This is a genomic window from Bradyrhizobium sp. 187 (assembly GCF_023101005.1).
Taxonomy (GTDB): Bacteria; Pseudomonadota; Alphaproteobacteria; order Rhizobiales; family Xanthobacteraceae; genus Bradyrhizobium; species Bradyrhizobium canariense_D.
Window position 1 is genome coordinate 4,568,620 of record NZ_CP064693.1, and the last position, 24,515, is coordinate 4,593,134.

Genomic DNA, 24,515 nt, shown 5'->3' on the forward strand with positions numbered 1-24,515 from the left:
AAGGCCGCCCTCGTAAACCTCTCGTTAAGGACCTTTGGCCGCGGGCGCGTTCACAGCGGCCAAAACGGTCACGGCGGCATGAAAGTCCTTGAGGCGGGCGGCGCGGCGGCCGGCGGCTTCCTCGTCGACTCCCCATTTCTCGGCATTCCAGTCCTCATCGACATAAGCCGCCGCCCAGACCTGGCCGGCATCGCGCACGCCATGGGCCAGCGCCAGCGCCAGCAGGGCCGAGCCGGTCAGGGTGGTGATCACGTGGAGGGCGGCGACCGACCAGGCATCCCCCGGCAGCGCCGCACGCGCGGCCTGGACGGCCGCCTCCGGCTGCGTTACAGGCATGACGCCTTCGGACAGGATGAAATGCGCTCCCAGCGTCTCAGCGGCCCAGAACAACACTGGGTCCCAATGCGCGGCCTCGCGGGCGACGAGCCCCTCGGGATGGCCGGCGCGATAGAACAGCAGATCGGACTGGAGATACTTTGCGAGGTCGTCGCTGACGAGATCGACGCAGTCGACGACGCCCTCGACCACGCTATTGGCGATCCGCGTCAGCGGCATCGTCATGGGATTGATCGTCTCTTTCTGATCCGCCCACTCGGCAGCCACTGCGCCGGCTAGCACGCGCGCAGGGATGATCACCTGGCGGCCGGACGGCGTGCGGATCGCCTTGCCGTCAAGCGTGATGGCAAAGCCGCCCTCAGCCTCAGCGACCCCCACCTCCTTGTAGAAGCGCTTGCGCAGCGGCACGCGCGAGGCCTGGCGGACCAACTCCTGCGGATCAAGCGGGGATCGCCCCGCAGCTTCATCGAACAATTCGCGCATCTGGTTTTCGGCCCTGATCACTCAATGCTAGGCTTGTAAGGTAAGAGCGACGACCGATAAAGCGAGCGGCAGGTATGAGGGAACTCGCGGGCATTGCGGCTCTCCTTGCCGGGTTTTGGCCGGCCGCGGCGCAGGCCGGCTTTCGGACTCCGGAATCGGTGGTCCGCAACGTCTACGCTCATTACGGCCAGGGCGCGCCGGAGCTCTCAAAAGGCCTGCCGCAGGATGGCGCGACCGCCCGGCAATTCTTCGACCCCTCGTTGCGCAAGGTGTGGTCCGCGCCGCGGGTCGAGCCCTACGATTTCCTGGTGCAGAGCCCGAGCTGGAAGCTCGGCCCCGTCGCGATCGCGGTCGTTCGCAGGCAATACGACAAGACCTATGTCGCGGCGAGTTTCGACAATCGCGGCCGGCCGCTCCGGCTGAACTTCATCCTGGTGAACGGCCCGGAGGGCTGGCTGATCACGGATGTCGAGAGCACGCACGACAGTTTGCGGAGGTTTCTCGAGCAGTTTCGGAACTGACGTAACCTAGCCGATCTGGCGTTCGTCGCCAGCCATGTCTTGCAGAAGGAAGCAATGACTACATGCGACTATTGCAGTGGGACTTATAGAGCCTGAGCGATAGAGGACGGGCTTATCGTAAGGTGCTTTGTCACTCAAGGCGGAGAGCATTGCTCAGTTGCTTCGATGGAGCGTCTTTGAGGTGCGGCAGGTTGCGTCAGCATGTCCCGGCAGGTTACACACAGGACAGAGATTTCCTCCGCCGAAAGCCCGGGCCCAGCGCCTTCCGTTCCGTCTGCAGGAATGGCGAAAGTCACGGGACCAAGGCCGTCGATCTGGCCAAGGCAATAGACGTTGCGCGCGAGAGCCACTAAAGGTTTGGAAAAGAGCTGGTGGACAATCAATACCGGTGAGCTTCGCCGATGGCCGCCACAGCCGACGTCAGATCAGGCTAGTTTTGGTAGCTCCCACCTATCATGGGCAAGAACGAGTCAGCTTTGGATGATTTGCTAGAGGATGGACCAGGAGACATCGAGCAAATGGCTATTGCAGCCGGTAGAGGAATGGTCGGGAAATAAACAGCCCGTCACGTCCGTTCTGTTGGGCATTTTGGTGTGTTCCGGCGCCATCATGATCCTCTTGCATGGGATCGGGCTCGGATCGTGGTCAAGCGCCGCAGTGCTAATTTGCCCGCTGGTCGGTCTTGTCGCCGTGGGCCACTTCCGGAATACGATCTGGGATTCCGTCTTCCTCCTGTTCGTGCTTTGGCTTGGCATTTCTACCGTCGTCAACGGCCCAGGGCCTCTGAAGGAGGAAATCCTATTTATCCTCACCTTGGCGGCTTATCCCGCAGCTCGGTTGTCTGGAACGACCGGGCGACCATTTTTCGCGGTGCTCGGTCTGGTCGGGTTCCTTGGCCTGGTATGCATCGTCGTGGCGCTCCGAGATCAATGGAGCGATCTCCACGGGAAACCATTGGTCTTCGGCACTTTTGATGCCGCTCCGGCCCGGCTCTTCTGCTGGCTGGTCTCGTCGCCTCACACCTCAATCGCTTATGGTTGGTTATCGGCTACATATGTGCCGGCGTGGTATTTGCCATCTTGGCGGCGTCACTCCTGCGTTTTTCGTTTGTGGCGCTGCTGTGCACGTTAGCCTGCGAAGCTGCTATCTCTCGCCGCACCCGAACTAAGGCACTCGTCGCCATCTTGGTGGTTTCGACCTCCTGGGCCGCCGGGTATTACACTCGCGTCGCTACCGCCGAGCGTCTCGCCGTCGCCATATCGGCTTCTCCTCCTGCTGAGGTGGGCTCTCCCGCTCAGGTGGGCCCTCCTGCTCAGGTGGGCGCTCCGGGCGAGCTCGGTCCTCAGGCTGAGGTCGTTCCTCAGGCTGAGGCGGGCCCAGCGCCGTGCGGCGACCTAAAACAATATAATTCTGTCCTGACACGAAAGAAGCTCATCAGCGACGTGGCCAGCGCCATACCTCGTGCGGGGATCTTTGGTCACGGCCTTTCGAGCTTCACCCAGATGACATGCCTGGGCATGGAAACCCACCTCAGCCTAGCCCAGGTTGTCATTGAGTTCGGATGGGTGGCTGGCGTGCTGCTTGGATTATAGCGCTTGGAGCGCTTGCCATGACCGCCCGCTTGGAACGAGCCGAGGCCAGATTTGCCTTTATGGGCTTCCTTTTCGTGGCAATGCTAAGCTTTGCTCATGGCGATTTGGCGCGAGACGGGCTGCTTTTCCTGTTCTTGGGCTACCTGGTACGAATTTCGGAGCCGCAACCGTAGCGCTGGTATTTCGTCGTCGGGATCCCGCAGTGGCGTTTGACCGGTTTCGCAAGCGGTAGGAATGACGTAGCCAGCCAACCTGCGCGCCGCACTTAATTACTCTTCCGGCGCGTTCTCGATCGGATCAAACCGGCTCGCATCGAGCCCGAGCAGGTTCCATGACTGCTGCATGTGCTGCGGCAGCGGCGCGGTGGCATCAATGAAGCCGCCGCGGGGATGCGGGATGACGATGCGGCGCGCCAATAGGTGCAGCCGGTTTTGCAGGCCGCCCGGCAGTTGCCAGTTCTCGATGTTGAAATATTTGGGATCGCCGACGATGGGGTGGCCGATATGCTCCATGTGGGCGCGCAACTGGTGGGTGCGCCCCGTCACCGGCTTCAGCGACACCCAGGTCAGCTTGTTACCGGCGGTTTCGACCACCGCATAGTATGTCACCGCGTGACTTGCGCCCTCGTCGCCATGCTGGGCGATGCGCATGATGGTGTCGTCCTCGCTCTCCTCCTTGGCAAGGAAGGTCGAGATGCGGCCCTGCTTCGGCTTCGGGAGCCCCGGCACGAGCGCCCAATAGGTTTTTCGCGCCGACCGCGAACGGAAGGCGCCGGTCAGATGCGAGGCGGCAAAGCGGGTCTTGGCGACCAGGAGGCAGCCCGACGTCTCCCTGTCGATGCGGTGCACGAGGCGCGGCTTCTGGCCCTTAGAATCGCGCATCACCTCCAGCATCTGGTCGATGTGTCGCGTCATGCCCGAGCCGCCCTGCACGGCAAGTCCGGCCGGCTTGTTCAGCACGAGAACGTCGTCGTCCTCGTAGATCGTCATCTCCTTCAGCGCGGCAAGCGTCTTTTGCGCCGCCTCCGACTGCGGGTTGGGTGCCTTCGGCGTGTCGAGCTTCAGCGGCGGAATGCGGACGCTCTGGCCCTCCTCCAGGCGGTCCTTGCTGTCGACGCGCTTGCCGTCGACGCGCAGCTCGCCTTTACGAACGACGCGCTGGATGTGGGAGAACGACAGGCCGGGAAAGTGCGCTTCAAGGAAGCGATCGACGCGCATGTTGTTCTCGTCGGCCGTCACCTTGACGGTCTGCACCTTGGTCGGCAGCAATACCTCGACGGGCTTTGCCGGTGCAGCCATTTCCGGTTCGGCTTTGGGCGCGCGCCGCTCGACGCGCTCGCTCGCAAAGCGCGGCGGCTTCGCACCGGGCTTGCCGCCCGGCCGCAGCCCAGCAGGCTTCGCGCTGCGCGCCTTGAACGGGCGCGCCTCCTTGCGCTCATCGCGCGAACGGGGCTTTGGATCGGTTCTTTTGATGCGGCGGCTCATGGTGCCTGCGTAGCTCAAAAGCAGCCTCGCGTCACGGCGAAATGGCGATTTTGCTTCAGCCACCCCGCTCCTTCCGCAACTTCGCCCAATAATCCAGCCGCTTGCGGATCTCGCGCTCGAACCCCCGCTCGGGCGGGTCGTAGAAGGTCTGGCGGCCCAGGGCTTCCGGGAAATAATCCTGGCCGGAGAAGGCGTCGGGCGTGTCGTGGTCGTATTCGTAAGATGCGCCGTAGCCTTCCGACTTCATCAGCTTGGTCGGCGAGTTGAGGATGTGCTTCGGCGGCAGCAGCGAGCCGGCCTGCTTTGCGACCTGCATCGCCTTGCCGAAGGCGGTGTAGACGGCGTTCGATTTCGGTGCGGTGGCGAGATAGACCACCGCCTGCGCGATCGCGAGCTCGCCCTCGGGATGACCGAGGAAGTCGAAGGCGTCCTTGGCCGCGTTGGCGATGACCAGCGCCTGCGGATCGGCAAGCCCGATATCCTCGACCGCCATGCGAACGACGCGGCGGGCCAGAAACAGCGGGTCCTCGCCGGCATCGAGCATGCGCGCGAGATAATACAGCGCGGCATCGGGATCGGAGCCGCGCACCGACTTATGCAGCGCCGAGATCAAATTGTAATGGCCGTCGGCCGACTTGTCGTAGATGGGCGCGCGACGCTGCAATATCTCCTGCAACTGCGCGGCGTCGAAAATCTCGTCCTTGCGCGCGGCGCGCCAGACTTCCTCGACGAGCGTCAGCGATGCGCGGCCGTCGCCATCGGCCATGCGCACCAGCACGGCGCGCGCTTCCTCGTCGAGCGGCAGCTTGCGGCCCTCGACCTCCTCGGCATGCGCAAACAGCTTTTCGATCGCGGCCGCGTCGAGCGAGCGAAACACCAGCACGCGCGCCCGTGACAAAAGCGCCGCGTTGAGTTCGAAGGACGGGTTTTCGGTGGTGGCGCCGACCATCACCACCGTGCCGTCTTCCATGACCGGCAGAAACGAATCCTGCTGGGCGCGGTTGAAGCGATGCACCTCGTCGACGAACAGCAGCGTGCCCTTGCCCATCTCGCGGCGTGCACGCGCGGCCTCAAAGGCCTTCTTCAAATCGGCAACGCCGGAGAACACCGCGGAGATCTGCTCGAAATGCAGATCGGTGGCGTCCGCGAGCAGCCGCGCCACCGTGGTCTTGCCGGTGCCGGGCGGGCCCCAGAACACCAGCGAGCCCAGCGTGCGCGTCTCCAGCATGCGCGTGAGCGCGCCGTCGGGACCCAGGATGTGATCCTGGCCGACGACCTCCGAGAGCGCGCGCGGCCGCAGCCGATCCGGCAGCGGATGCGGAGCCTCGTGATCGAGCCCCGCCGCGGCGAAGAGAGTTGGCGTCTCCTGTGGTCGCTTCGGACTCATCCGCCCAGCGTGACGTTGATCTGCTGGCCGCCGCGCACCAGCGTGATGCGCCAGATGCGCTGGCGCTCGGCCGCCGCCTTTTCGAGATCGCTGGTCTTGCTGATCTTTTGGTTGTTGACCGCCAGGATGACGTCGCCCTTCTGGAAGCCGACATTCGCGGCCGCACTGTCGCCGCCGAGATCGGTGACCACCACGCCTTCGGTATCGGCGTCCAGATGCAGCTCGTCGGCGAGCGCCGGGGTGATGGTCGAGACCTTCGCGCCCTGGAGCGGCGAGCGCGCGGTGATGACGAGCTCGTTGCGGCCGGCATCGGGCGCGGCGTCCAGCGCCACCGTCAGCTTGACCGGCTTGCCGCCGCGCTGCACGTCGATCTGCGCGGTGCCGCCGAGCGGCCGTGTGGCGAAGCGATAGTCGAAAGCGTTGGGATCATCCACGGTCTGGCCGTCGATCGAGACGATCAGGTCGGAGGATTTCAGCCCGGCCTTGGCCGCCGGCCCGTTCGGGACAACGCTTGCGACCAGCGCACCGGTGGGCGAACGCAGGCCGAGACTCTCGGCGATCTCCGGCGTCACCGCCTGCAACTTCGCCCCGAGCCAGGGCCGCTTCACCGCCTTGCCGCCGCCCTTGGCGGAGGCGACGACGACGCGCACCATGTTGGCGGGGATCGCGAAGCCGATGCCCTGCGAGCCGCCGGAGCGCGAATAGATCGCGGTGTTGATGCCCGCGAGCCTGCCGTTCATGTCGACCAACGCGCCGCCGGAATTGCCAGGATTGATCGCCGCGTCGGTCTGGATGAAGAACTGGTAGTCGGTGATACCGACCTGCGTGCGCGCCAAGGCCGAGATGATGCCGTGAGTCACGGTCTGGCCGACGCCGAAGGGATTGCCGATCGCCAACACGACGTCGCCTACCATCAGCTCGTCCGAATTGGTAAATTCGAGAGCCGGAAACTTCTCCTTGGTGTCCTTCAGACGCAGCACCGCGAGATCGCTGCGAGAGTCCTTCAACACGATCTCGGCCTCGAACTCACGCTTGTCCGACAGCGACACCTTGACCTGGTCGGCGCCTTCGATGACGTGGACGTTGGTGACAACGAGCCCCGACGCATCGACGATCACGCCCGAACCGAGCGAGCGCTGCACCTGCTCCTGCTGCTGGCCGGGCACGCCGAAGAAGCGGCGGAAGATGGGGTCGTCGAGCAGCGGGTTGCGGTTCTGCACCACCTTGGCGGCGTAGACGTTGACAACCGCCGGCTGCACCCGCTGCACGATCGGCGCATAGGACAGCCGCAGTTCGGCGGGCGAGGACGGCACACGGCGGTCCTGCGCGGCGGCCGGATTGAAGTTGGCCGAAAAAGCTATGCACAGTGCCGTGACGACGGCGGTCCAGGTCGATCGAAACATTCCTACCTCTTGGAAAAGACGCCGGAATATAGGCGCGTTCGCCCCCCATTAGAAGGGCGCCCGGCGGCATATTCGACCCCCTTTGGCGTGTCCGGCCTGCAAGCTGTGCGTGCGAAATAGCAATTTGCCGGGGCTGTGGATTGGCATGATGTGCGTCATCTTGCATGGTGGTGCAAGGCGGATTCGGTTGCGGCGAATTTACACCAGTGGGAACCGCGCAACCGGCCGCAGCGTCGCGGGGCAGTCATCGATCAAACCTAGGCTCTCCGCCAGCGACTTGGGGAAGTTCGTCAAACGATGGAGTCATGACGTGAGCAGGACAAGAATTGCAGCCACGGCGATGGGTCTCGCCGCCGCACTGGCAGCCTCGCAGGCCCAGGCCCAATCGGCGAGCAGCAGCGACCAGGAGATCGCGCTCCTGAAGCAGCAGCTGAAGATGCTGGAGCAGAAGCTCGACAAGCTCCAGAGCCAGACCGCCGCGAATACCGCGGCCACAGCGAAGGCCAGGCTTGAGGCGAAGGCGGAGGCGAAAGCCGAAGCGCGTTCCGAAGCGAAGGCCGCCGTCGCCAACGCCAACGCGGCGATCCCGCTCAAGGGACCGGCGCCCGCATCCGGCGTCGTCGTGACAATGCCGAACAACCGACCGACCATCTGCACTGCCGATGGGGCTAACTGCGTCGGGATCACAAGCCGTGTGCATTGGGATGTCGGCGGCTACGACTATCGACCCAACACGGCGGCGACCGTGCCGCAAAAGCTCGACAGCGGCGAGAACGTCCGCCGCGCGCGCATCGGTGTCGCCGGCAAGTTCTTCCACGACTGGAATTTCGCGCTGGTCTACGACTTCGGCGGCTCCTCCGACGGGTTTGGCGGCGCAGCTCCGGGTTCGCTGCCCGGCGGCGGCGTCTCCGGCATCGAGAACGCCTATCTCAGCTATACCGGCCTGAAACCGTTCGGCGGCAAGATGGCCATCGAAGGCGGCATCATGGACCTGCCCTACACCCTCGATGAGGCCACGAGCTCCAACGACATCATGTTCATGGAACGCGCCTCGGCGGGGATCGTCGCCACGAGCATCGCTGCGGGCGACTTCCGTTCGGCGGTCGGCACGCGCTGGTACAACGACGTGTTCTGGGCTGGCGCCTATGTCACCGGTCCCGCCACCGGTGCGATCCACTCAGCGTCGAGCGTTGCGCCGAACGGCACCACGGAACAATACGGCGCGGTCGCGCGTGTCGCCGGCCAAGTCGTCAGCGGCAAAGACTACTCGGTCCATCTCGGCGGCAATGCCGAATGGCTGATCCAGCCGACGCGCAATCTGGTGACGGGTGCACAGACGGTGACGCTGAACGATCGTCCGGAACTGCGCATCGATCCCACGGCGCTGGCTACGACCGGCGCAATCGCCAATGCCTCCGGCGCGCAGGTCTACAGCGTCGAAGCGGCCGCCACCTATGGACCGCTGATCCTGCAAGGCGAGTATTTCTGGTACAACATCGATCGCAGCGCCAATACCGGCCTGCCGCCGCTGGGTGCGCCAAGCCTCAAATTCCAGGGCGGCTATGCGCAAGCCGGCTACGTGCTGACGGGCGAGGGTCGCAGCTATAATGCGGCGAATGCGGCCTATGGCGGCGTCAAGCCGGCACACCCGTTCTCCCTCGAGGGCGGCGGCTGGGGCGCGTGGGAGGTCGCGGGACGCTTCTCGACGATCGACCTCAACGATCAACTCGGGACCGCAACCGGCATCGCAGGCGGCCGGCAGACCGTCTACACGGCAGCGCTGAACTGGTATGTCAACGGCAACGTCCGTTTCATGCTGGACTATCTGCATGGCACGGTATCGAGGCAGGCCACGCCGATCTCGACCGCCGATGTCGGTTCGAAGTTCGATGCGGTCGCGATGCGGACGCAGTTCGCGTTCTAGGTCTCGCTTGTCATCCCGGGGGCGCGCGAAAACGCGAACCCGGGACCCGGCATCTGCAACACTATCTGAAGGAGACAAGCCATGAAGGCCGTCGGCTACAGGAAGTCGCTTCCGATCGAGGATCAGGACGCGCTGTTCGATTTCGAGACCGCCAAGCCCGAACCCAAGGGCCGTGATATCCGCGTGGCTGTGAAGGCGATCTCGGCCAATCCGGTCGATTACAAGGTGCGCAAGCGCGCAGCCCCACCCGAGGGCGAGACCAAGATTCTGGGCTATGACGCGGCCGGCGTTGTCGACGCCGTCGGTCCCGACGTCACGCTGTTCAAGCCAGGCGACGAGGTATTTTACGCCGGCTCGATCCTGCGCCAGGGTACCAATTCCGAATTCCACCTGGTCGACGAGCGCATCGTCGGCAACAAGCCGAAGAGCCTGTCGTTCGCGCAAGCCGCCGCCCTTCCCCTCACCTCCATCACCGCTTGGGAGCTGTTGTTCGATCGGCTCGGTGCGGTGCCCGGCAAGAGTGTCGATCCGCGCACGCTCTTGATCACGGGCGGCGCTGGCGGCGTTGGCTCGATCCTGATCCAGCTCGCCCGCCGCCTCACCGGGCTGACGGTGCTCGCGACCGCGACGCGGCCGGAGTCGCAAAAATGGTGCCTCGATCTCGGCGCGCATGCGGTGATCGACCACGGCCAACCGATGAAAGAGCAGGTCGAGAAGCTCAAGCTGCCGCCCGTCGCGCTGGTGGCGAGCCTCACATTCACCGACCAGCACTACAAGAGCATCGCCGAGTTCATGGCGCCGCAGGGCAGATTCGGCCTGATCGACGATCCCCCGGAATTCACTGTGAGCGCGTTCAAGGGCAAGGCCATCTCGGTGCATTGGGAATCGATGTTCACGCGCTCCTCCTTTCAAACCGCCGACATGATCGCGCAGCATCATCTGCTCAACGACGTCGCCGACCTCGTCGACAAGGGCGTCTTGCGCACGACGCTCGACCAGACCTTCGGCACCATCAACGCGGCCAATCTCAAGCGCGCGCATGCACTGCTCGAGAGTGGCAAGTCGCGCGGCAAGATCGTGCTGGAGGGGTGGTAGCGGCCACTCACTCCGTCATGCCCGGGCTTGTCTACGGTGCCACGCCCTCGACAAACAGCAGCCGACGCTCCAGCGCCGTGTGCCGCAGCTTCAGCGCCTCGGCGTACTCGGCCGAGGCATACCATTCCTGCGCCCGCGCCATCGATGGGAACTCCACGATGATGATGGTCTTGGGCGGCGGGCCGCCCTCCACCAATTCGGCGGCGCCGCCGCGCACGAGATAGCGGCCGCCATATTGCGCGATGGTTGCTGCGGCCAGCTCGCGATAGGCTTCCATCGCGGCTCTGTCGCGTACCTCAACCTCGGAGATCACATAGGCCGGCATCCGCAGGCCTCAGGCAATCGTATTGATGATGCCGCCCTCCGCACGCAACGCCGCGCCGTTGGTCGCCGAGGCTTCCTTCGAAGCCGCATACACCACCATGTTGGCGATCTCATCGACGCTGGCGAAGCGCTGGAGCAGCGAGCTTGGGCGATGTTGTTTGACGAAATTGGCCGCGGCCTCATCGACCGACTGGCCGTTCTGCTTGGCAAGATCCTTCACGAACGTCTCGACGCCCTCCGACATTGTCGGGCCCGGCAGCACGGAATTGACGGTGACGCCGGTGCCCCGTGTGAGCTGCGCCAGGCCCCGCGCGACCGAGAGCTGCGCCGTCTTGCTCATGCCGTAGTGGATCATCTCGACGGGAATGTTGAGCCCGGACTCCGAGGAGATGAAGACGATTCGGCCCCAGTTGCGCTTGAGCATGCCTTTCATATACGCACGCGAGAGACGCACGCCGCTCATCACGTTGACCTCGAAAAAGCGGCTCCAGTCCTCGTCCGGAATGTCGAAAAAGTCCCTCGGCTCGAAGATGCCGGCATTGTTGATGAGGATGTCGACGTCTGGCAGCGCCGCGGCCAGCGCCTTGCAGCCCGCCGCGGTCGAGACGTCGGCGGCGATGCCGCGGACCTTTCCGCCCGCCCCTTCCAGCTTACGCACGGCCGCATCGACCTTGTCCTGGCCGCGTCCGTTGATCACGACGCTCGCACCCGAGCCGGCAAGGCCCTTGGCGATGGCGTGGCCGATGCCGGCAGTCGAGCCGGTGACGAGGGCGTTCTTTCCGGATAGGTCGATGTTCATGCGTGATCTCCGTTGATGCTTGCGGAGATATTGGGCGCTGCCGGCACGATAGCAATCGGCACTCACCGACGCGTGAGGAGCGGGACGTAACCAACAGGACGGCCAATAAAAAAGCGGCGCCCGAAGGCGCCGCTTTCTGAAAACTCTCTGCCGGTCGGCTTATGCCGCCTCGGCTTCCTTTTCCTGCACCGGACCGGAATCCAGGCCCTTGGCATCGACATCACGATCGACAAACTCGATCACGGCCATCGGGGCGTTGTCGCCGTAGCGGAAGCCGGCCTTGATGATGCGGGTGTAGCCACCCTGGCGATCCTTGTAGCGGGGCGCGAGCGTGTCGAACAGCTTCCTGACCTGATCCTTGTCACGCATCTCCGAGATGGCCTGACGGCGCATGGCCAGCCCGCCCTTCTTGCCGAGGGTAATCAGCTTCTCGACGATCGGACGCAATTCCTTCGCCTTCGGCAGCGTGGTGACGATCTGCTCGTGCTTGATCAGCGCGGCGCACATGTTGGCGAACATCGCGCGGCGATGCTCAGCGGTGCGGTTGAGCTTGCGATGAACCTTGCCGTGACGCATTTATCTATTCCTTGAATTTCATTCGTCGCGACGGTTCGTCGGACCAGTTGCTCAGGTGGGCTGCCTGCGTTCGCCCGCTAAGGCGCGATGAATTCGCGCCTTAGCCTGTTGTCGTTCGGATCAGTAGTGATCCTCGAAGCGCTTGGCGAGCTCGTCGATGTTCTCCGGCGGCCAGCCCGGCACTTCCATGCCGAGGTGCAGACCCATCTGGGCCAGCACTTCCTTGATCTCGTTCAGAGACTTGCGGCCGAAGTTCGGAGTGCGGAGCATTTCCGCTTCGCTCTTCTGCACGAGGTCGCCGATGTAGACGATGTTGTCGTTCTTCAAGCAATTGGCCGAGCGCACCGACAGCTCGAGCTCGTCCACCTTCTTGAGGAAGGCCGGGTTGAAGGCGAGGTCCGGGATGATCTCCTGGGCGACTTCCTTGCGCGGCTCTTCGAAGTTGACGAACACGTTGAGCTGATCCTGCAGGATGCGCGCCGCGTAGGCCACGGAATCATCCGGCGTCAGTGCGCCGTTGGTCTCGATCGTCATGGTCAGCTTGTCGTAGTCGAGGATCTGGCCCTCGCGGGTGTTCTCGACCTTGTAGGAGACCTTGCGGACCGGCGAGTACAGGCTGTCGACCGGGATCAGGCCGATCGGTGCGTCCTCGGGGCGGTTGCGCTCGGCGGGAACGTAGCCCTTGCCGGTTGCGACCGTGAACTCCATACGGATCTCGGCGCCCTCATCGAGCGTGCAGATCTGCAGGTCGGGATTGAGCACGACGACGTCGCCCACGGTCTGGATGTCGCCGGCGGTGACGACGCCCGGTCCGGACTTCTTGACGACCATGCGCTTGGGGCCTTCGCCCTGCATCTTGATCGAGATGTCCTTGATGTTGAGCACGATGTCGGTGACGTCCTCACGGACGCCCGCGATCGAGGAGAACTCGTGCAGCACGCCGTCGATGTGCACCGACTGCACTGCCGCGCCCTGGAGCGAGGACAGCAGGATGCGGCGTAGCGCGTTGCCGAGCGTCTGGCCGAAGCCGCGCTCGAGCGGTTCGGCGACGATGGTCGCGAAACGGGTCGGATCGCTGCCGGGCTGTACCTGCAGCTTGTTCGGCCGAATCAGTTCTTGCCAATTTTTCTGGATCGTCACTGTTTCACCCATACAGGCCAGTCAGACTGCTGTTGCAGGCACTGGCGTTGGAGAAAGGCCGCAGATCATTTCCACGGCTTTGCAAAAAATCATCGCGGGCGCCAATGCGCCCGCAATCTGGTATCAAACGCGCCGACGCTTACGGGGACGGCAACCGTTGTGCGGGATCGTGGTCACGTCGCGGATCGAGGTGACGGTGAAGCCCGCGGCCTGCAGCGCCCGGAGCGCCGATTCGCGGCCCGAACCGGGACCGGCGACTTCGACTTCCAGCGTGCGCATGCCGTGCTCCTGCGCCTTCTTCGACACGTCCTCGGCGGCAACCTGTGCGGCATACGGGGTCGACTTGCGCGAGCCCTTGAAGCCCATCGTGCCGGCGGAGGACCAGGCAATCGTGTTGCCCTGCGCGTCGGTGATGGTGATGGTCGTGTTGTTGAACGACGAGTTCACGTGCGCGACGCCGGAGGCGATGTTCTTGCGCTCACGACGACGAACGCGGGTGGCTTCCTTGCCCATAGACTACCTTTCCTGAAGATCTCAACGCCGCCGTAATGCCAGCGGCTACACCTGTGGAACGAAAGGCGCGTGGCGAACGGGTCATCCCCGGGTCGCCACACGCCGTGATTGGATGCGAAAACTTACTTCTTCTTGCCGGCGATGGCCTTGGCCGGACCCTTGCGCGTACGCGCGTTGGTGTGGGTACGCTGGCCACGCACCGGCAGACCGCGACGATGGCGCAGGCCGCGATAGCAGCCGAGGTCCATCAGACGCTTGATGTTGATGCCGACCTCACGACGCAAATCGCCCTCGACCATATAGTCGCGGTCGATCACTTCGCGGATCTGGAGCACTTCGGCGTCGCTGAGCTGATTGACGCGACGATCCACCGGGATCTTCACCTTCTCCAGAATCTCACCGGCGATCTTCTGACCGATGCCATGGATGTACTGGAGCGCGATCAGCACGCGCTTGTTGGTCGGGATGTTCACGCCGGCAATACGGGCCACGGCCTTCTCTCCTGTCGCCAATCCCTCGTCAGGAATCGGGCTTTAAGTGCTTGGTTTCTCGGGCAGGTGTTCACAAACGCGAACACGACGCCCACCCCTAGTCTTCCTGGGGCCCGGCATCGTTTGAAACTATCCGACTTGGATGCGGGCTTATTAGGGGATTCAGGGGGCTTTCGTCAACCGCTGCTAGCGCTTAGCTCGCCTTTTCGTGACCTTTTTTGCGGCCTTTTTGGCACCTTTCTTGACAGCCTTCCTGGCGGTCTTCTTGGCTGCCATCTTCTTTCCTGCCTTCTTGGCGGCTTTCTTGACGATTCTCTTGCCCGCCTTCGTAGCCTTCTTGGCCGCCTTCTCGGATTTGGCAGCCTTTTTGGCCGCTTTCGCAGACTTTTTGGCCGATTTCTTCGCCGCCTTGGCCTTTCTGGCCGGGGCCGCCTTTGTCGCACTCCGGGCGCGCGTCTTGCCATGTGCCTTGCCATGCGTCTTGGGCTCGACCGCCCCGAGCGCCAGGAGCTGGCGATGGATGGCGCGGGTGACCTCATCGATGGCCATCATGCCGTCGATGGTCGAGAGCTTGCGCCGCTCGGAATAGTAGTGAATCAGCGGTTCCGTCTGGCTGCGGTAGCTGGCGAGTCGCTTGGTCAGCACCTCCGGGGTGTCATCAAGCCGGACCTCTTCCCCGCGCTCGCGCATCTGGGCGACGCGAGTCTCGACGCGATTCAGGAGCGCGCTTTCGTTGACGCGGAGCTCGATCACGGCATCGAGCTTGAGGTGCTTGTGCTTGAGCAGCTCATCCAGCGCCTCGGCCTGCGGCACGGTCCGCGGGAAACCGTCAAGGATGAAACCGTTTTTGGCATCCGGCTGATCGATCCGATCGGAGATGATCCCCACCACGACATCGTCTGGCACGAGACCGCCGCTGGCCATGATCTCCTTAGCCTTGAGCCCGACCGGCGTTCCGGCCGCCACCGCTGCACGCAACATCTCGCCGGTCGAGAGCTGGACGATGCCATAGCGCTGCACCAGCAGCTGCGCCTGGGTGCCCTTGCCCGATCCCGGTGGCCCCAGAAGTATAATTCTCATCGGCGTACGCCCCCCGATTGGTGCGCGATACGTCGCGCGCCCGTGTTTTGAAGTCCAGTTACAGTGCAAATCATAATCAGCGCCGCACCGCTACCCATATCATAGGGGAGCAAATGGCCAGACGCCAAGAAGCCTTTGAGATCAATGCTTGCACGACAGGAAGAGCGACTCTGCCGAGGCGACCGAATGGCCGGCTCGCCGTCCGCGCGCATTGCACGCGCGGCGAATCGGCGGCGCAATCGCGCCGCCCGAGGGACGCCGCGCTTAACGGCGGCGGCCGCGCAGCTTCGACTTCCGGATCAGGCCTTCGTACTGATGCGCCAGGAGATAGCCCTGCACCTGCGCCACCGTGTCCATGGTGACGCTGACGACGATCAACAGCGAAGTGCCGCCAAAGTAGAACGGCACCGACGCGTAGGAGATCAGGATTTCCGGAATCAAGCAGACGATCGCCAGATACACCGCGCCGAGCACGGTGATCCGCGACAGCACGTAGTCGATATATTCCGCGGTACGCTCGCCCGGGCGGATACCCGGAATGAAGCCGCCGTGCTTCTTCAGATTGTCCGCGGTCTCGGTCGGATTGAACACGATCGCGGTGTAGAAGAAGGCGAAGAACACGATCAGCGCCAGATACATGATCAGGAACAGCGGACGGCCGTGGCCGAGCTGGGTGTTGATCCACTGGAACCATTCCGGCCCACTGCCCGCGTTGAAGTTCGCGACCGTGGTCGGCAGCAGCAGCAGCGAGGACGCGAAGATCGGCGGGATCACGCCCGAGGTGTTGAGCTTGAGCGGCAGATGCGAGGACTGCCCCTCGAACATCTTGTTGCCGACCTGGCGCTTCGGATACTGGATCAAGAGCCGGCGCTGGGCGCGCTCCACGAACACGATGAAGGCGATCACGGCCACCGCCATGATGATGACGACCAGAATCAGGCCGGTCGACATCGCACCCTGACGGCCGAGCTCGAGCATGTTGGCGAGCGCCGCGGGCAGCTCGGCGACGATGCCGGAGAGAATGATCAGGGAAATGCCGTTGCCGATGCCGCGCGACGTGATCTGCTCGCCCAGCCACATCAGGAACATGGTGCCGCCGGTCAGCGTGATCGCCGTCGACAGGCGGAAGAACATGCCGGGGTCGCTGACGACGTTGGCAGCGCCTTCGAGGCCCACCGCAATGCCGTAGGACTGGAACGCGGCCAGGATCACCGTGAGATAACGGGTGTACTGGTTCAGCAGCTTGCGGCCGGACTCGCCTTCCTTCTTCAGCGCCTCGAGCTGCGGCGAGACGGTGGTCAGGAGCTGGATGATGATGGAGGCGGAGATGTACGGCATGATGTTCAGCGCAAAGATCGCCATGCGGTGAATGCCGCCGCCAGCGAACATATTGAACATGCCGAGGATGCCGCCCGCCTGGGAGCGGAACACCTGCTCCCAGATGTTGGGATCGATGCCGGGCAACGGGATGTAGGTCCCGAGCCGATAAACGAGCAGCGCGCCCAGGGTGAACCAGATGCGCTTCTTCAGTTCGTCGGCCTTGGCAAACGCACCGAAATTGAGATTGGCTGCCAGTTGTTCCGCTGCAGAGGCCATCTTGGACTTTCTCCCGCCGCTTATTGCGCCGTTATGCCCGCGGCCGGGCTACATTATACCGGACACCGGACATTATCTGGGGCTACGGCTTCGATAAGTCCATCGTCCCGCGTGCGTAAAGGCCCGCGAGCCGCGGGCCGATGACGCAGTTGTTACGCCGCCTCGCCTTCTTCCTTGGCAGGCGCGAGGATCTTCACCGAGCCGCCGGCCTTCTCGACTGCCGCGATCGCGGTCTTCGAGGCGCCGTGCACTTCGATGTTGAGCTTGGCCTTGAACTCGCCGCGGCCGAGCAGCCGCAGGCCACCCTTGGCGCGGCGCAGCACGCCGGCCTTGACCAGGGATTCGACGTTCACGACGCTGCCGGCGTCGATCTTCTTGGCATCGACCGCATCCTGGAGCCGGTCGAGATTGATCTCGGCGAACTCCACGCGGAAGATGTTGTTGAAGCCGCGCTTGGGCAGACGGCGATGCAAGGGCATCTGGCCGCCTTCGAAACCCTTGATGCGCACGCCCGAACGCGCGGTCTGGCCCTTGCCACCGCGGCCGGCCTGCTTGCCCTTGCCCGAACCAATGCCGCGGCCGACGCGCATACGCTTCTTGCGCGAGCCGGCATTGTCGGCGATATCGCTGAGCTTCATCGCCCTGCTCCTTGTTTCTTGCGCATGACCTTCACCGAAAACGGGTCCCGCTTCGGGATCGTGCGCCTTTGCTTACTTCTCGTCGACAATGCGAACGAGATGGTGAACTTTCAAGATCATGCCGCGGACCGCCGGGGTGTCCGGCAGTTCGCTGATGCGGCCGATCTTGTTGAGCTTGAGCCCGATCAGCGTCGAACGCTGCGAGTGATGGCGGCGGATCGCGCTGCCGGTCTGCTCGAGCTTGATCGTCTTTGCGGTCGTAACGGCACTCTTGGCCATAGGCGTCTACTCCGAAAAGCTTCCGTTATTCGGCAACCGCCTCGGCGTCACCACCGATACGGCGGGACTGGAGGGTGGACACCTTGATGTTGCGGCGGGCAGCGACCGAGCGCGGCGAATCCTGATGCTTCAGCGCATCGAAGGTCGCGCGAACCATGTTGTACGGGTTCGACGAGCCGATCGACTTCGCAACCACGTCCTGGACGCCGAGCGTCTCGAACACGGCGCGCATCGGACCGCCGGCGATGATGCCGGTACCGGCCGGAGCTGCGCGCAGGTAAACACGGCCCGCGCCATGACGGCCGGCGATGTCGTGATGCAGCGTGCGGCCCTCGCGCAACGACACGCGGGTCAGGTTGCGCTTGGCGGATTCGGTTGCCTTGCGGATCGCCTCGGGCACTTCGCGCGCCTTGCCGTGACCGAAGCCGGCGCGGCCCTTCTGGTCGCCGATCACGACCAGCGCTGCGAAACCGAAGCGCTTGCCGCCCTTGACGACCTTGGCGACGCGATTGATGTGGACGAGCTTGTCAACGAACTCGCTGTCGCGCTCTTCCCTGCGTTCACGTCCGCCGCCGCGTTGATCGCGTCCACCACGTTGTTCGCGTTCTGCCATGGTTTTTCCAGTCCTTCAGAGGCTTACGCCTCAATCCTCAAATTCTGTTAGAAGCTCAGCCCGCTTTCACGCGCCGCGTCGGCAAGAGCCTTGACGCGCCCGTGATAGAGATAGCTGCCGCGATCGAACACGACTTCCTTGACACCCTTCTCGGCGGCGCGCTCGGCCAGCAGCTTGCCGACCGCCTTCGCCGCATCGATGTCGGCGCCGGTCTTGCCGCCATCGCGCATCGACTTCTCGAGCGACGAGGCAGAGGCCAGCGTCTCGCCCTTCAGGTCGTCGATGACCTGGGCGTAGATGTGCTTGGACGAGCGGAACACCGACAGGCGCGGACGGCCGCCACCCGAGCGGCGCAGCTTCAGTCGTACACTGCGCTTGCGCCGGGCATTCGTAACCTTGGCTTTCGACATGACCGGCTCCGTTACTTCTTCTTGCCTTCCTTGCGGAAGATGAATTCGCCAACATACTTCACGCCCTTGCCCTTGTAGGGCTCCGGCGGACGATAGGAGCGAATCTCGGCGGCGACCTGGCCGACGCGCTGAATGTCGCTGCCGGTCACCGTGATCTCGGTCGGCTTCGGCACGGTGATCGTGATCCCCTCCGGGATCGCGTAGACCACATCGTGGCTGTAGCCGAGCGCGAGCTGCAGGTTCTTGCCCTGCAGCGCGGCGCGGTAACCGACGCCGGTGATTTCGAGCTTCTTCTCGAAACCCTTGGTGACACCCTCGACCAGATTCGCGACCTGGGCGCGAGCGGTCCCGTACAGGGCCCGCGCGCGGTTGGTCTCGACCCGCGGGTTCACCTTGACCTGGCCGTTGTCGAGCTTCACCTCGACGTCGTTATGGACGACGAACTGAAGCTGGCCCTTCGGCCCCTTCATCTTGACGGTCTGCCCGTCGACGGTCGCGGTCACACCCGACGGCACCGCTACCGGTCTTTTGCCAACACGTGACATGGATCAAAAATCCTTCTCAGAACACCGTGAAGAGAACTTCGCCGCCCACGTTCGCTTCACGCGCACTGTGGTCAGCCATGATTCCCTTCGGCGTCGACAACACCGAAATGCCGAGTCCGTTATTGACCCGCGGCAGGTTCTTCACCGAGGCGTACACGCGACGTCCGGGCTTGGAGACACGCTCGATCTCACGGATAACGGGCTCGCCGTCGAAATACTTCAGCTCGATCTCGATCTCGCTGCGGCCCGAGGAATGCTCGAGCGTCGCGTAACCGCGGATGTAGCCTTCGCTCTTCAGCACCTCGAGCACGTTCTCGCGCATCTTCGAGCCAGGCGTGGAGACCTTGTTCTTGGAGCGCATCTGCGCGTTACGGATGCGGGTGATCAGATCGCTGATTGGATCGTGCGTAGACATCTAAACGACCCTCCTTACCAGCTGGACTTCACGAGGCCCGGGACCATGCCCTTGGAGCCAAGGTCCCGCATTGCGATGCGGGACAGTTTGGTCAAGCGATAGTTCGAGCGCGAACGGCCCGACAGCTCGCAACGCAGACGGATGCGGGTCGCCGACGAGTTGCGCGGCATTTCCGCCAGCTTCAGGGTCGCAGCGAACCGCTCCTCCATCGGCAACGTCTTGTCGGCGATGATCGCCTTCAACCGCTCGCGCTTCGGGGCGGCGTTCTTCGTCATCCGCTTGCGCCGGTTGTTCTTCTCGATTGAACTCTTCTTTGCCATGCTTGGCTCCTGGGTATCCGCGTTTGAGAGGCTTTAGGTCAGCGTCTCACTGCCGGAACGGGAAATTGAATGCGGTCAACAAGGCCCTCGCCTCGTCGTCGGTCTTGGCCGTGGTGCAGACGGTGATGTCCATACCGCGGGATTCCGTGACCTTGTCGAAGTCGATCTCGGGGAAAATGATGTGTTCCTTGAGGCCGAGCGAGTAGTTGCCGCGGCCATCGAAGCTCTTCGGGTTCAAGCCGCGGAAGTCGCGGACGCGGGGCAGCGCGACCGTCACCAGACGATCGATGAACTCGTACATACGGGCCTTGCGCAGCGTGACCTTGCAGCCGATCGGCTGGTTCTCACGCAACTTGAAGGTCGCGATCGCGATCCGCGAATAGGTCACGATCGCCTTCTGGCCGGCGATCTGGGTCAATTCCGCAGCGGCGTTCTCGGCCTTCTTGCGGTCGTTGACGGAATCGCCAACGCCCATGTTCAGCACGACCTTGTCCAGGCGCGGAACCTGCATGACGTTCTCATAACCGAACTTCTCGGTCATTTCCGTCCGGATCTTCGCGTCGTATTCCGCGCGCAGGCGCGGTGTGTAAGCGGCCTCAGCCATCGATCTCAGCTCCCGAGCTCTTGGCGATGCGGACCTTCTTGCCGTCCGCCAGAATCTTGAATCCGACGCGGGTCGGCTTCCCGTCCTTGCCGACATACGCGATGTTGGACAGTTGGATCGGCGACTCTTTCGAGATGATGCCGCCCTCCTGGGCCTGCGTCTGCTTCTGGTGACGCTTGACCATGTTGATGCCGCGCACCAGCGCCGTACCGGCGTCGGGACGCACTTCGAACACCTCGCCGGTGCGGCCTTTGTCGCGGCCGGTCAGCACGACGACCTTGTCGCCCTTGCGGATCTTCGCAGCCATCACAGCACCTCCGGCGCGAGCGAGATGATCTTCATGTGGTTCTTGGCGCGCAGCTCGCGCGGCACGGGCCCGAAGATACGGGTACCGACCGGCTCGGACTGATTGTTGATCAGAACGGCGGCGTTGCGGTCGAAGCGGATGACCGAACCGTCGGCGCGGCGAATGTCCTTGCGGACGCGCACCACGACGGCCTTCATCACGTCGCCCTTCTTCACCTTGCCGCGCGGAATAGCTTCCTTGATCGAGACAACGATGATGTCGCCGATCGTGGCGTAGCGGCGCTTGGAGCCCCCGAGCACCTTGATACACATGACACGGCGTGCGCCAGAATTATCGGCCACGTCGAGGTTGGTCTGCATCTGAATCATTGATGCACCTCGTCCTCTTCTCTTTGCGCCAGCCCAGCCGGCGCTCAACATTAACCTGAAGTCAGTCGGCTAAAGCCAACAGATCAGGCGCTTTTCTTGTGTTCGCCCCGGATCACGACCCAGCGCTTCAACTTCGAAATCGGCTTCGATTCCTCGATCCACACCATGTCGCCCGGCTTGAACTCGTTGCTCTCGTCGTGCGCGTGGTAGTTCTTCGAACGGCGGATCGTCTTCTTGTAGATCGGGTGCGTAAAGCGGCGATCGACGCGCACCACGATGGTCTTGGCTTGCTTGTCGCTGACGACCACGCCCTGCAAAGTACGTTTCGGCATCTTCGTAAGCCTCTTACTTCTTCTTCGCGCGCGTCTGCGCGGCGACGGTCTTGATCCGGGCGATGTCACGGCGGGCTTCGCGCAGGCGCGAGGTGTTCTCGAGCTGCCCGGTGGCGCGCTGGAAGCGCAGGTTGAAGCGCTCCTTCTTCAGGTTCAGGATGGCGTCGTCCTGCTGATCGGGGCTCAACGCGCGGATGTCTTCGATTTTCATCTGGGCCATGGCCATTACTCCGCAATGCGCTCGACGAAGCGCGTCTTGATCGGCAGCTTGGCTGCCGCCAGGGTCAGCGCTTCACGCGCCGTCTGGGTGTTGACGCCGTCGATCTCGAACAGCACCCGGCCCGGCTTGACGCGCGCGACCCACAATTCCGGCGCGCCCTTGCCGGAACCCATGCGGACTTCGGCAGGCTTCTTCGACACGGGAACGTCGGGGAATATGCGGATCCAGACGCGGCCGGCGCGCTTCATGTGGCGGGTCAGCGCGCGGCGAGCGGCTTCGATCTGGCGCGCGGTGACGCGCTCAGGCTCGGTCGCCTTCAGACCGAACTGGCCGAACGCCAACGTCGCGCCCGAAGACGCAACGCCGTGGATACGGCCCTTATGCGCCTTCCGGAACTTCGTTTTCTTAGGTTGCATCATGGCTTCAAGCCCTCAAATTCTCTGTGCTGGCGTCAGGCTGCAGCGTTGTCCCGGCGCTGCCGGCCGCCGCGATCGCCGCCGCCACCAGTCTCACCTTCGGCCATTCTCTTGTCCTGGGCCATCGGATCGTGCTCGAGGATCTCGCCCTTGAAGATCCAGACCTTGACACCGCAGGTGCCGAAGGTCGTGAACGCGGTCGCAACCCCGTAGTCGATGTCTGCGCGCAGCGTGTGCAGCGGCACGCGACCTTCGCGGTACCACTCCATGCGCGCGATTTCCGCGCCGCCCAGACGTCCCGAGCAGTTGATGCGGATGCCTTCCGCACCGAGACGCATCGCTGACTGCACGGCGCGCTTCATGGCGCGGCGGAACGCCACGCGGCGCTCCAGCTGCTGCGCGATCGACTCGGCCACCAGCGTCGCATCGAGCTCCGGCTTGCGGATTTCGACGATGTTGATGACCACGTCGGACGCCGTGATGTCCGCGACCTTCTTGCGCAGCTTGTCGATGTCGGCGCCCTTCTTGCCGATCACCACGCCCGGACGAGCCGAGTGGATGGTGACGCGGCACTTCTTGTGCGGACGCTCGATCACGATGCGGGCAACGGCTGCCTGCTTGAGCTCCTTGTGCAGGATCTCACGAATCTTGACGTCCTCGTGCAGCAGCTTGCCGTATTCCTGCTTGCCGGCGTACCAGCGGGAATCCCAGGTCCGGTTGATGCCGAGACGCAGACCGATCGGATTGATCTTTTGACCCATCGTGTTCTCCTGCGTCCCTTAAGCCGCTGCTGCGGCTTCGACCTGACGAACGATGATCGTCAGCTGTGAAAATGGTTTGTAGACACGGCCCGAACGGCCACGGCCGCGGGCGGCAAAGCGCTTCATCACGAGGCCGTTGCCGACGAAGGCCTGCGCCACGACGAGATCGTCGACGTCGAGGTCGTGGTTGTTCTCGGCGTTGGCAATAGCCGATTCCAGGCACTTCTTCACGTCAACCGCGATCCGCTTGCGCGAAAACTGCAGGTCGGCGAGCGCAGCAGCCGCCTTCCGGCCGCGAATGAGCTGGGCGACCAGGTTGAGCTTCTGCGGGCTCACCCGCAGCATCCGGGCGACCGCCTTGGCCTCGTTCTCGGCGAGGCTCCGTTCGCGCTTAGGTTTGCTCATCGTTTAATCCTCAAGCCTTCTTGGCTTTCTTGTCCCCGGAGTGGCCATGGAAGGTGCGGGTCGGCGAGAACTCGCCGAACTTGTGACCGACCATTTCCTCGTTGACGGCCACCGGCACGTGCTTCTGACCGTTGTAGACGCCGAAGGTCAGGCCGACGAATTGCGGCAGGATCGTCGAGCGACGGCTCCAGATCTTGATGACGTCGTGACGGCCGGACGAGCGCGCGGCATCTGCCTTCTTGAGCAGAGAACCCTCGACGAACGGGCCTTTCCAGACTGAACGAACCATGTCCGGCGTTCCTTACTTCTTCCGCTTGTGGCGGCTTAGGAGAATGAATTTGTTGGTCGACTTGTTGGAGCGGGTCTTCTTGCCCTTGGTCGGCTTGCCCCACGGAGTAACCGGGTGGCGGCCGCCCGAGGTACGACCTTCACCACCGCCGTGCGGATGGTCGATCGGGTTCATCGAAACGCCGCGGTTGTGCGGCTTGCGGCCCAGCCAACGGTTGCGGCCGGCCTTGCCGATCGACGTGTTCATGTGATCCGGGTTCGACACCGCGCCGATCGTGCCGCGGCAACGGCCGTGCACCAGGCGCTGTTCGCCCGAGTTCAGGCGGATGATCACGTAGTCCTGGTCGCGACCGACGAGCTGGGCATAGGTGCCCGCGGAACGGGCGAGCTGGCCGCCCTTCCCGATCTTGACCTCGATGTTGTGGATGATCGTGCCGACCGGCATGTTGCCGAGCGGCATGACATTGCCCGGCTTCACGTCGACATAGTTGCCGGCGACGACGGAATCACCGACGGCCAAACGCTGCGGCGCCAGGATATAGGCCTGGGTGCCGTCTTCGTACTTGACCAACGCGATGAATGCGGTGCGGTTCGGATCGTACTCCAGCCGCTCGACCGTCGCGGGCGCATCGACCTTGTCGCGCTTGAAATCGACGGTACGCAACGTTCGCTTATGACCACCGCCGCGGAAGCGCACGGTGATGCGACCGGTGTTGTTACGGCCGCCGGAGGAGTGCTTGCCTTCGGTGAGCGCCTTGACCGGCTTGCCCTTGTAGAGGGCCGAACGATCGACCATGACCAGCTGGCGCTGGCCCGGCGTCGTGGGATTGAATGTCTTCAGTGCCATCGT

General features: G+C 63.5%; 34 protein-coding genes. 5 read left to right on the forward strand and 29 right to left on the reverse strand.

Annotated features, from left to right (window positions below; all coding sequences use genetic code 11):
- Nucleotides 1–24: 24 nt before the first annotated feature.
- On the reverse strand, nucleotides 25–819 hold the full coding sequence (locus tag IVB19_RS22015; RefSeq protein WP_247819870.1) for an ATP12 family chaperone protein: 795 nt from the start codon (nucleotides 817–819) through the stop codon (nucleotides 25–27).
- 74 nt (nucleotides 820–893) lie between these two features.
- Between IVB19_RS22015 and IVB19_RS22020 the strand changes: the two genes are divergently transcribed.
- From IVB19_RS22020 to IVB19_RS22030, 3 genes are all read left to right on the forward strand, one after another.
- Nucleotides 894–1,340 (forward strand): hypothetical protein, encoded by a 447-nt coding sequence (locus IVB19_RS22020; RefSeq protein WP_247455499.1) that lies wholly within the window; start codon nucleotides 894–896, stop codon nucleotides 1,338–1,340.
- Nucleotides 1,341–1,835: 495 nt separating this feature from the next.
- Nucleotides 1,836–2,471 (forward strand): hypothetical protein, encoded by a 636-nt coding sequence (locus IVB19_RS22025; protein ID WP_247384474.1) that lies wholly within the window; start codon nucleotides 1,836–1,838, stop codon nucleotides 2,469–2,471.
- Nucleotides 2,472–2,949: 478 nt separating this feature from the next.
- A complete protein-coding gene (locus tag IVB19_RS22030) occupies nucleotides 2,950–3,105 on the forward strand; it encodes a hypothetical protein (protein WP_247455500.1) in 156 nt (51 codons plus the stop codon).
- A gap of 96 nt (nucleotides 3,106–3,201) precedes the next feature.
- Here the strand turns inward: IVB19_RS22030 and IVB19_RS22035 are convergent, their stop codons facing one another.
- The 3 genes from IVB19_RS22035 to IVB19_RS22045 are packed head-to-tail and all read right to left on the reverse strand — an operon-like array spanning nucleotide 3,202 to nucleotide 7,206.
- Nucleotides 3,202–4,416 carry an RluA family pseudouridine synthase gene (locus tag IVB19_RS22035; RefSeq protein ID WP_247455501.1) on the reverse strand — a complete coding sequence of 405 codons (1,215 nt, stop codon included), beginning with the start codon at nucleotides 4,414–4,416 and terminating at the stop codon, nucleotides 3,202–3,204.
- A gap of 55 nt (nucleotides 4,417–4,471) precedes the next feature.
- The gene (locus tag IVB19_RS22040; protein ID WP_247370509.1) at nucleotides 4,472–5,803 is read right to left on the reverse strand and encodes a replication-associated recombination protein A; all 1,332 of its coding nucleotides are present in this window, start codon (nucleotides 5,801–5,803) and stop codon (nucleotides 4,472–4,474) included.
- The gene (locus IVB19_RS22045) at nucleotides 5,800–7,206 is read right to left on the reverse strand and encodes a DegQ family serine endoprotease (protein WP_247370508.1); all 1,407 of its coding nucleotides are present in this window, start codon (nucleotides 7,204–7,206) and stop codon (nucleotides 5,800–5,802) included. Before IVB19_RS22045 ends, IVB19_RS22040 begins: the two co-directional genes overlap by 4 nt.
- 310 nt (nucleotides 7,207–7,516) lie before the next feature.
- On the opposite strand from IVB19_RS22045, the gene IVB19_RS22050 reads away from it, so the two are divergent.
- Both IVB19_RS22050 and IVB19_RS22055 read left to right on the forward strand, forming a co-directional pair.
- Nucleotides 7,517–9,130 (forward strand): OprO/OprP family phosphate-selective porin, encoded by a 1,614-nt coding sequence (locus IVB19_RS22050; protein ID WP_247377506.1) that lies wholly within the window; start codon nucleotides 7,517–7,519, stop codon nucleotides 9,128–9,130.
- A gap of 81 nt (nucleotides 9,131–9,211) precedes the next feature.
- The gene (locus tag IVB19_RS22055) at nucleotides 9,212–10,225 is read left to right on the forward strand and encodes a zinc-binding alcohol dehydrogenase family protein (protein WP_247455502.1); all 1,014 of its coding nucleotides are present in this window, start codon (nucleotides 9,212–9,214) and stop codon (nucleotides 10,223–10,225) included.
- 31 nt (nucleotides 10,226–10,256) lie between these two features.
- Here the strand turns inward: IVB19_RS22055 and IVB19_RS22060 are convergent, their stop codons facing one another.
- The 25 genes from IVB19_RS22060 to rplB all read right to left on the reverse strand — a co-directional run bounded on the left by IVB19_RS22060 (nucleotide 10,257) and on the right by rplB (nucleotide 24,512).
- Nucleotides 10,257–10,550, reverse strand: a complete 294-nt coding sequence (locus IVB19_RS22060; protein ID WP_204511511.1) for a DUF1330 domain-containing protein — start codon at nucleotides 10,548–10,550, stop codon at nucleotides 10,257–10,259.
- A gap of 9 nt (nucleotides 10,551–10,559) precedes the next feature.
- The gene (locus IVB19_RS22065; protein WP_204511512.1) at nucleotides 10,560–11,348 is read right to left on the reverse strand and encodes an SDR family NAD(P)-dependent oxidoreductase; all 789 of its coding nucleotides are present in this window, start codon (nucleotides 11,346–11,348) and stop codon (nucleotides 10,560–10,562) included.
- 159 nt (nucleotides 11,349–11,507) lie between these two features.
- Nucleotides 11,508–11,924 (reverse strand): 50S ribosomal protein L17, encoded by a 417-nt coding sequence (rplQ, locus tag IVB19_RS22070; RefSeq protein ID WP_018456461.1) that lies wholly within the window; start codon nucleotides 11,922–11,924, stop codon nucleotides 11,508–11,510.
- 120 nt (nucleotides 11,925–12,044) lie between these two features.
- Nucleotides 12,045–13,076: a DNA-directed RNA polymerase subunit alpha gene (locus tag IVB19_RS22075; RefSeq protein WP_007603046.1), complete on the reverse strand. Its 1,032-nt coding sequence runs from the start codon at nucleotides 13,074–13,076 to the stop codon at nucleotides 12,045–12,047.
- Between the two features lie 111 nt (nucleotides 13,077–13,187).
- Nucleotides 13,188–13,577: a 30S ribosomal protein S11 gene (gene rpsK, locus IVB19_RS22080; protein WP_007603045.1), complete on the reverse strand. Its 390-nt coding sequence runs from the start codon at nucleotides 13,575–13,577 to the stop codon at nucleotides 13,188–13,190.
- A gap of 122 nt (nucleotides 13,578–13,699) precedes the next feature.
- Complete coding sequence (gene rpsM, locus IVB19_RS22085; RefSeq protein ID WP_018456460.1) at nucleotides 13,700–14,068, reverse strand: 30S ribosomal protein S13; 369 nt, start codon at nucleotides 14,066–14,068, stop codon at nucleotides 13,700–13,702.
- A gap of 186 nt (nucleotides 14,069–14,254) precedes the next feature.
- Nucleotides 14,255–15,148 carry an adenylate kinase gene (locus IVB19_RS22090; RefSeq protein WP_204511513.1) on the reverse strand — a complete coding sequence of 298 codons (894 nt, stop codon included), beginning with the start codon at nucleotides 15,146–15,148 and terminating at the stop codon, nucleotides 14,255–14,257.
- Nucleotides 15,149–15,412: 264 nt separating this feature from the next.
- Nucleotides 15,413–16,744, reverse strand: a complete 1,332-nt coding sequence (gene secY, locus IVB19_RS22095) for a preprotein translocase subunit SecY (protein WP_247819871.1) — start codon at nucleotides 16,742–16,744, stop codon at nucleotides 15,413–15,415.
- A 152-nt stretch (nucleotides 16,745–16,896) separates the two neighbouring features.
- Nucleotides 16,897–17,382, reverse strand: a complete 486-nt coding sequence (rplO, locus tag IVB19_RS22100; RefSeq protein WP_027518586.1) for a 50S ribosomal protein L15 — start codon at nucleotides 17,380–17,382, stop codon at nucleotides 16,897–16,899.
- Between the two features lie 72 nt (nucleotides 17,383–17,454).
- Nucleotides 17,455–17,661, reverse strand: a complete 207-nt coding sequence (gene rpmD / locus IVB19_RS22105) for a 50S ribosomal protein L30 (protein ID WP_018456457.1) — start codon at nucleotides 17,659–17,661, stop codon at nucleotides 17,455–17,457.
- 25 nt (nucleotides 17,662–17,686) lie between these two features.
- Nucleotides 17,687–18,274, reverse strand: a complete 588-nt coding sequence (rpsE, locus tag IVB19_RS22110; protein WP_007603037.1) for a 30S ribosomal protein S5 — start codon at nucleotides 18,272–18,274, stop codon at nucleotides 17,687–17,689.
- Nucleotides 18,275–18,321: 47 nt separating this feature from the next.
- Nucleotides 18,322–18,684 (reverse strand): 50S ribosomal protein L18, encoded by a 363-nt coding sequence (rplR, locus tag IVB19_RS22115; RefSeq protein WP_007603036.1) that lies wholly within the window; start codon nucleotides 18,682–18,684, stop codon nucleotides 18,322–18,324.
- 11 nt (nucleotides 18,685–18,695) lie between these two features.
- Nucleotides 18,696–19,229, reverse strand: a complete 534-nt coding sequence (gene rplF / locus IVB19_RS22120) for a 50S ribosomal protein L6 (protein WP_007603035.1) — start codon at nucleotides 19,227–19,229, stop codon at nucleotides 18,696–18,698.
- Between the two features lie 16 nt (nucleotides 19,230–19,245).
- Nucleotides 19,246–19,644, reverse strand: a complete 399-nt coding sequence (gene rpsH / locus IVB19_RS22125) for a 30S ribosomal protein S8 (protein WP_007603034.1) — start codon at nucleotides 19,642–19,644, stop codon at nucleotides 19,246–19,248.
- A gap of 14 nt (nucleotides 19,645–19,658) precedes the next feature.
- On the reverse strand, nucleotides 19,659–19,964 hold the full coding sequence (gene rpsN / locus IVB19_RS22130; RefSeq protein ID WP_007611604.1) for a 30S ribosomal protein S14: 306 nt from the start codon (nucleotides 19,962–19,964) through the stop codon (nucleotides 19,659–19,661).
- Nucleotides 19,965–20,010: 46 nt separating this feature from the next.
- The gene (rplE, locus tag IVB19_RS22135; RefSeq protein ID WP_007603032.1) at nucleotides 20,011–20,568 is read right to left on the reverse strand and encodes a 50S ribosomal protein L5; all 558 of its coding nucleotides are present in this window, start codon (nucleotides 20,566–20,568) and stop codon (nucleotides 20,011–20,013) included.
- Nucleotides 20,561–20,875: a 50S ribosomal protein L24 gene (gene rplX / locus IVB19_RS22140; RefSeq protein ID WP_007603031.1), complete on the reverse strand. Its 315-nt coding sequence runs from the start codon at nucleotides 20,873–20,875 to the stop codon at nucleotides 20,561–20,563. Before rplX ends, rplE begins: the two co-directional genes overlap by 8 nt.
- Nucleotides 20,875–21,243, reverse strand: coding sequence for a 50S ribosomal protein L14 (gene rplN / locus IVB19_RS22145; RefSeq protein WP_007603030.1), 369 nt, complete (start codon nucleotides 21,241–21,243; stop codon nucleotides 20,875–20,877). Before rplN ends, rplX begins: the two co-directional genes overlap by 1 nt.
- A gap of 83 nt (nucleotides 21,244–21,326) precedes the next feature.
- The gene (gene rpsQ, locus IVB19_RS22150) at nucleotides 21,327–21,575 is read right to left on the reverse strand and encodes a 30S ribosomal protein S17 (protein ID WP_007603028.1); all 249 of its coding nucleotides are present in this window, start codon (nucleotides 21,573–21,575) and stop codon (nucleotides 21,327–21,329) included.
- A gap of 13 nt (nucleotides 21,576–21,588) precedes the next feature.
- Nucleotides 21,589–21,795 carry a 50S ribosomal protein L29 gene (gene rpmC, locus IVB19_RS22155; RefSeq protein WP_007603026.1) on the reverse strand — a complete coding sequence of 69 codons (207 nt, stop codon included), beginning with the start codon at nucleotides 21,793–21,795 and terminating at the stop codon, nucleotides 21,589–21,591.
- A 5-nt stretch (nucleotides 21,796–21,800) separates the two neighbouring features.
- Nucleotides 21,801–22,214, reverse strand: a complete 414-nt coding sequence (gene rplP, locus IVB19_RS22160) for a 50S ribosomal protein L16 (protein ID WP_007603024.1) — start codon at nucleotides 22,212–22,214, stop codon at nucleotides 21,801–21,803.
- 32 nt (nucleotides 22,215–22,246) lie between these two features.
- Nucleotides 22,247–22,972, reverse strand: coding sequence for a 30S ribosomal protein S3 (rpsC, locus tag IVB19_RS22165; protein WP_007603023.1), 726 nt, complete (start codon nucleotides 22,970–22,972; stop codon nucleotides 22,247–22,249).
- An 18-nt stretch (nucleotides 22,973–22,990) separates the two neighbouring features.
- Nucleotides 22,991–23,377: a 50S ribosomal protein L22 gene (gene rplV, locus IVB19_RS22170; RefSeq protein WP_007603022.1), complete on the reverse strand. Its 387-nt coding sequence runs from the start codon at nucleotides 23,375–23,377 to the stop codon at nucleotides 22,991–22,993.
- Nucleotides 23,378–23,387: 10 nt separating this feature from the next.
- Complete coding sequence (gene rpsS / locus IVB19_RS22175) at nucleotides 23,388–23,666, reverse strand: 30S ribosomal protein S19 (RefSeq protein ID WP_007603021.1); 279 nt, start codon at nucleotides 23,664–23,666, stop codon at nucleotides 23,388–23,390.
- Nucleotides 23,667–23,678: 12 nt separating this feature from the next.
- Nucleotides 23,679–24,512 carry a 50S ribosomal protein L2 gene (rplB, locus tag IVB19_RS22180; protein WP_007611609.1) on the reverse strand — a complete coding sequence of 278 codons (834 nt, stop codon included), beginning with the start codon at nucleotides 24,510–24,512 and terminating at the stop codon, nucleotides 23,679–23,681.
- Nucleotides 24,513–24,515 lie beyond the last annotated feature (3 nt).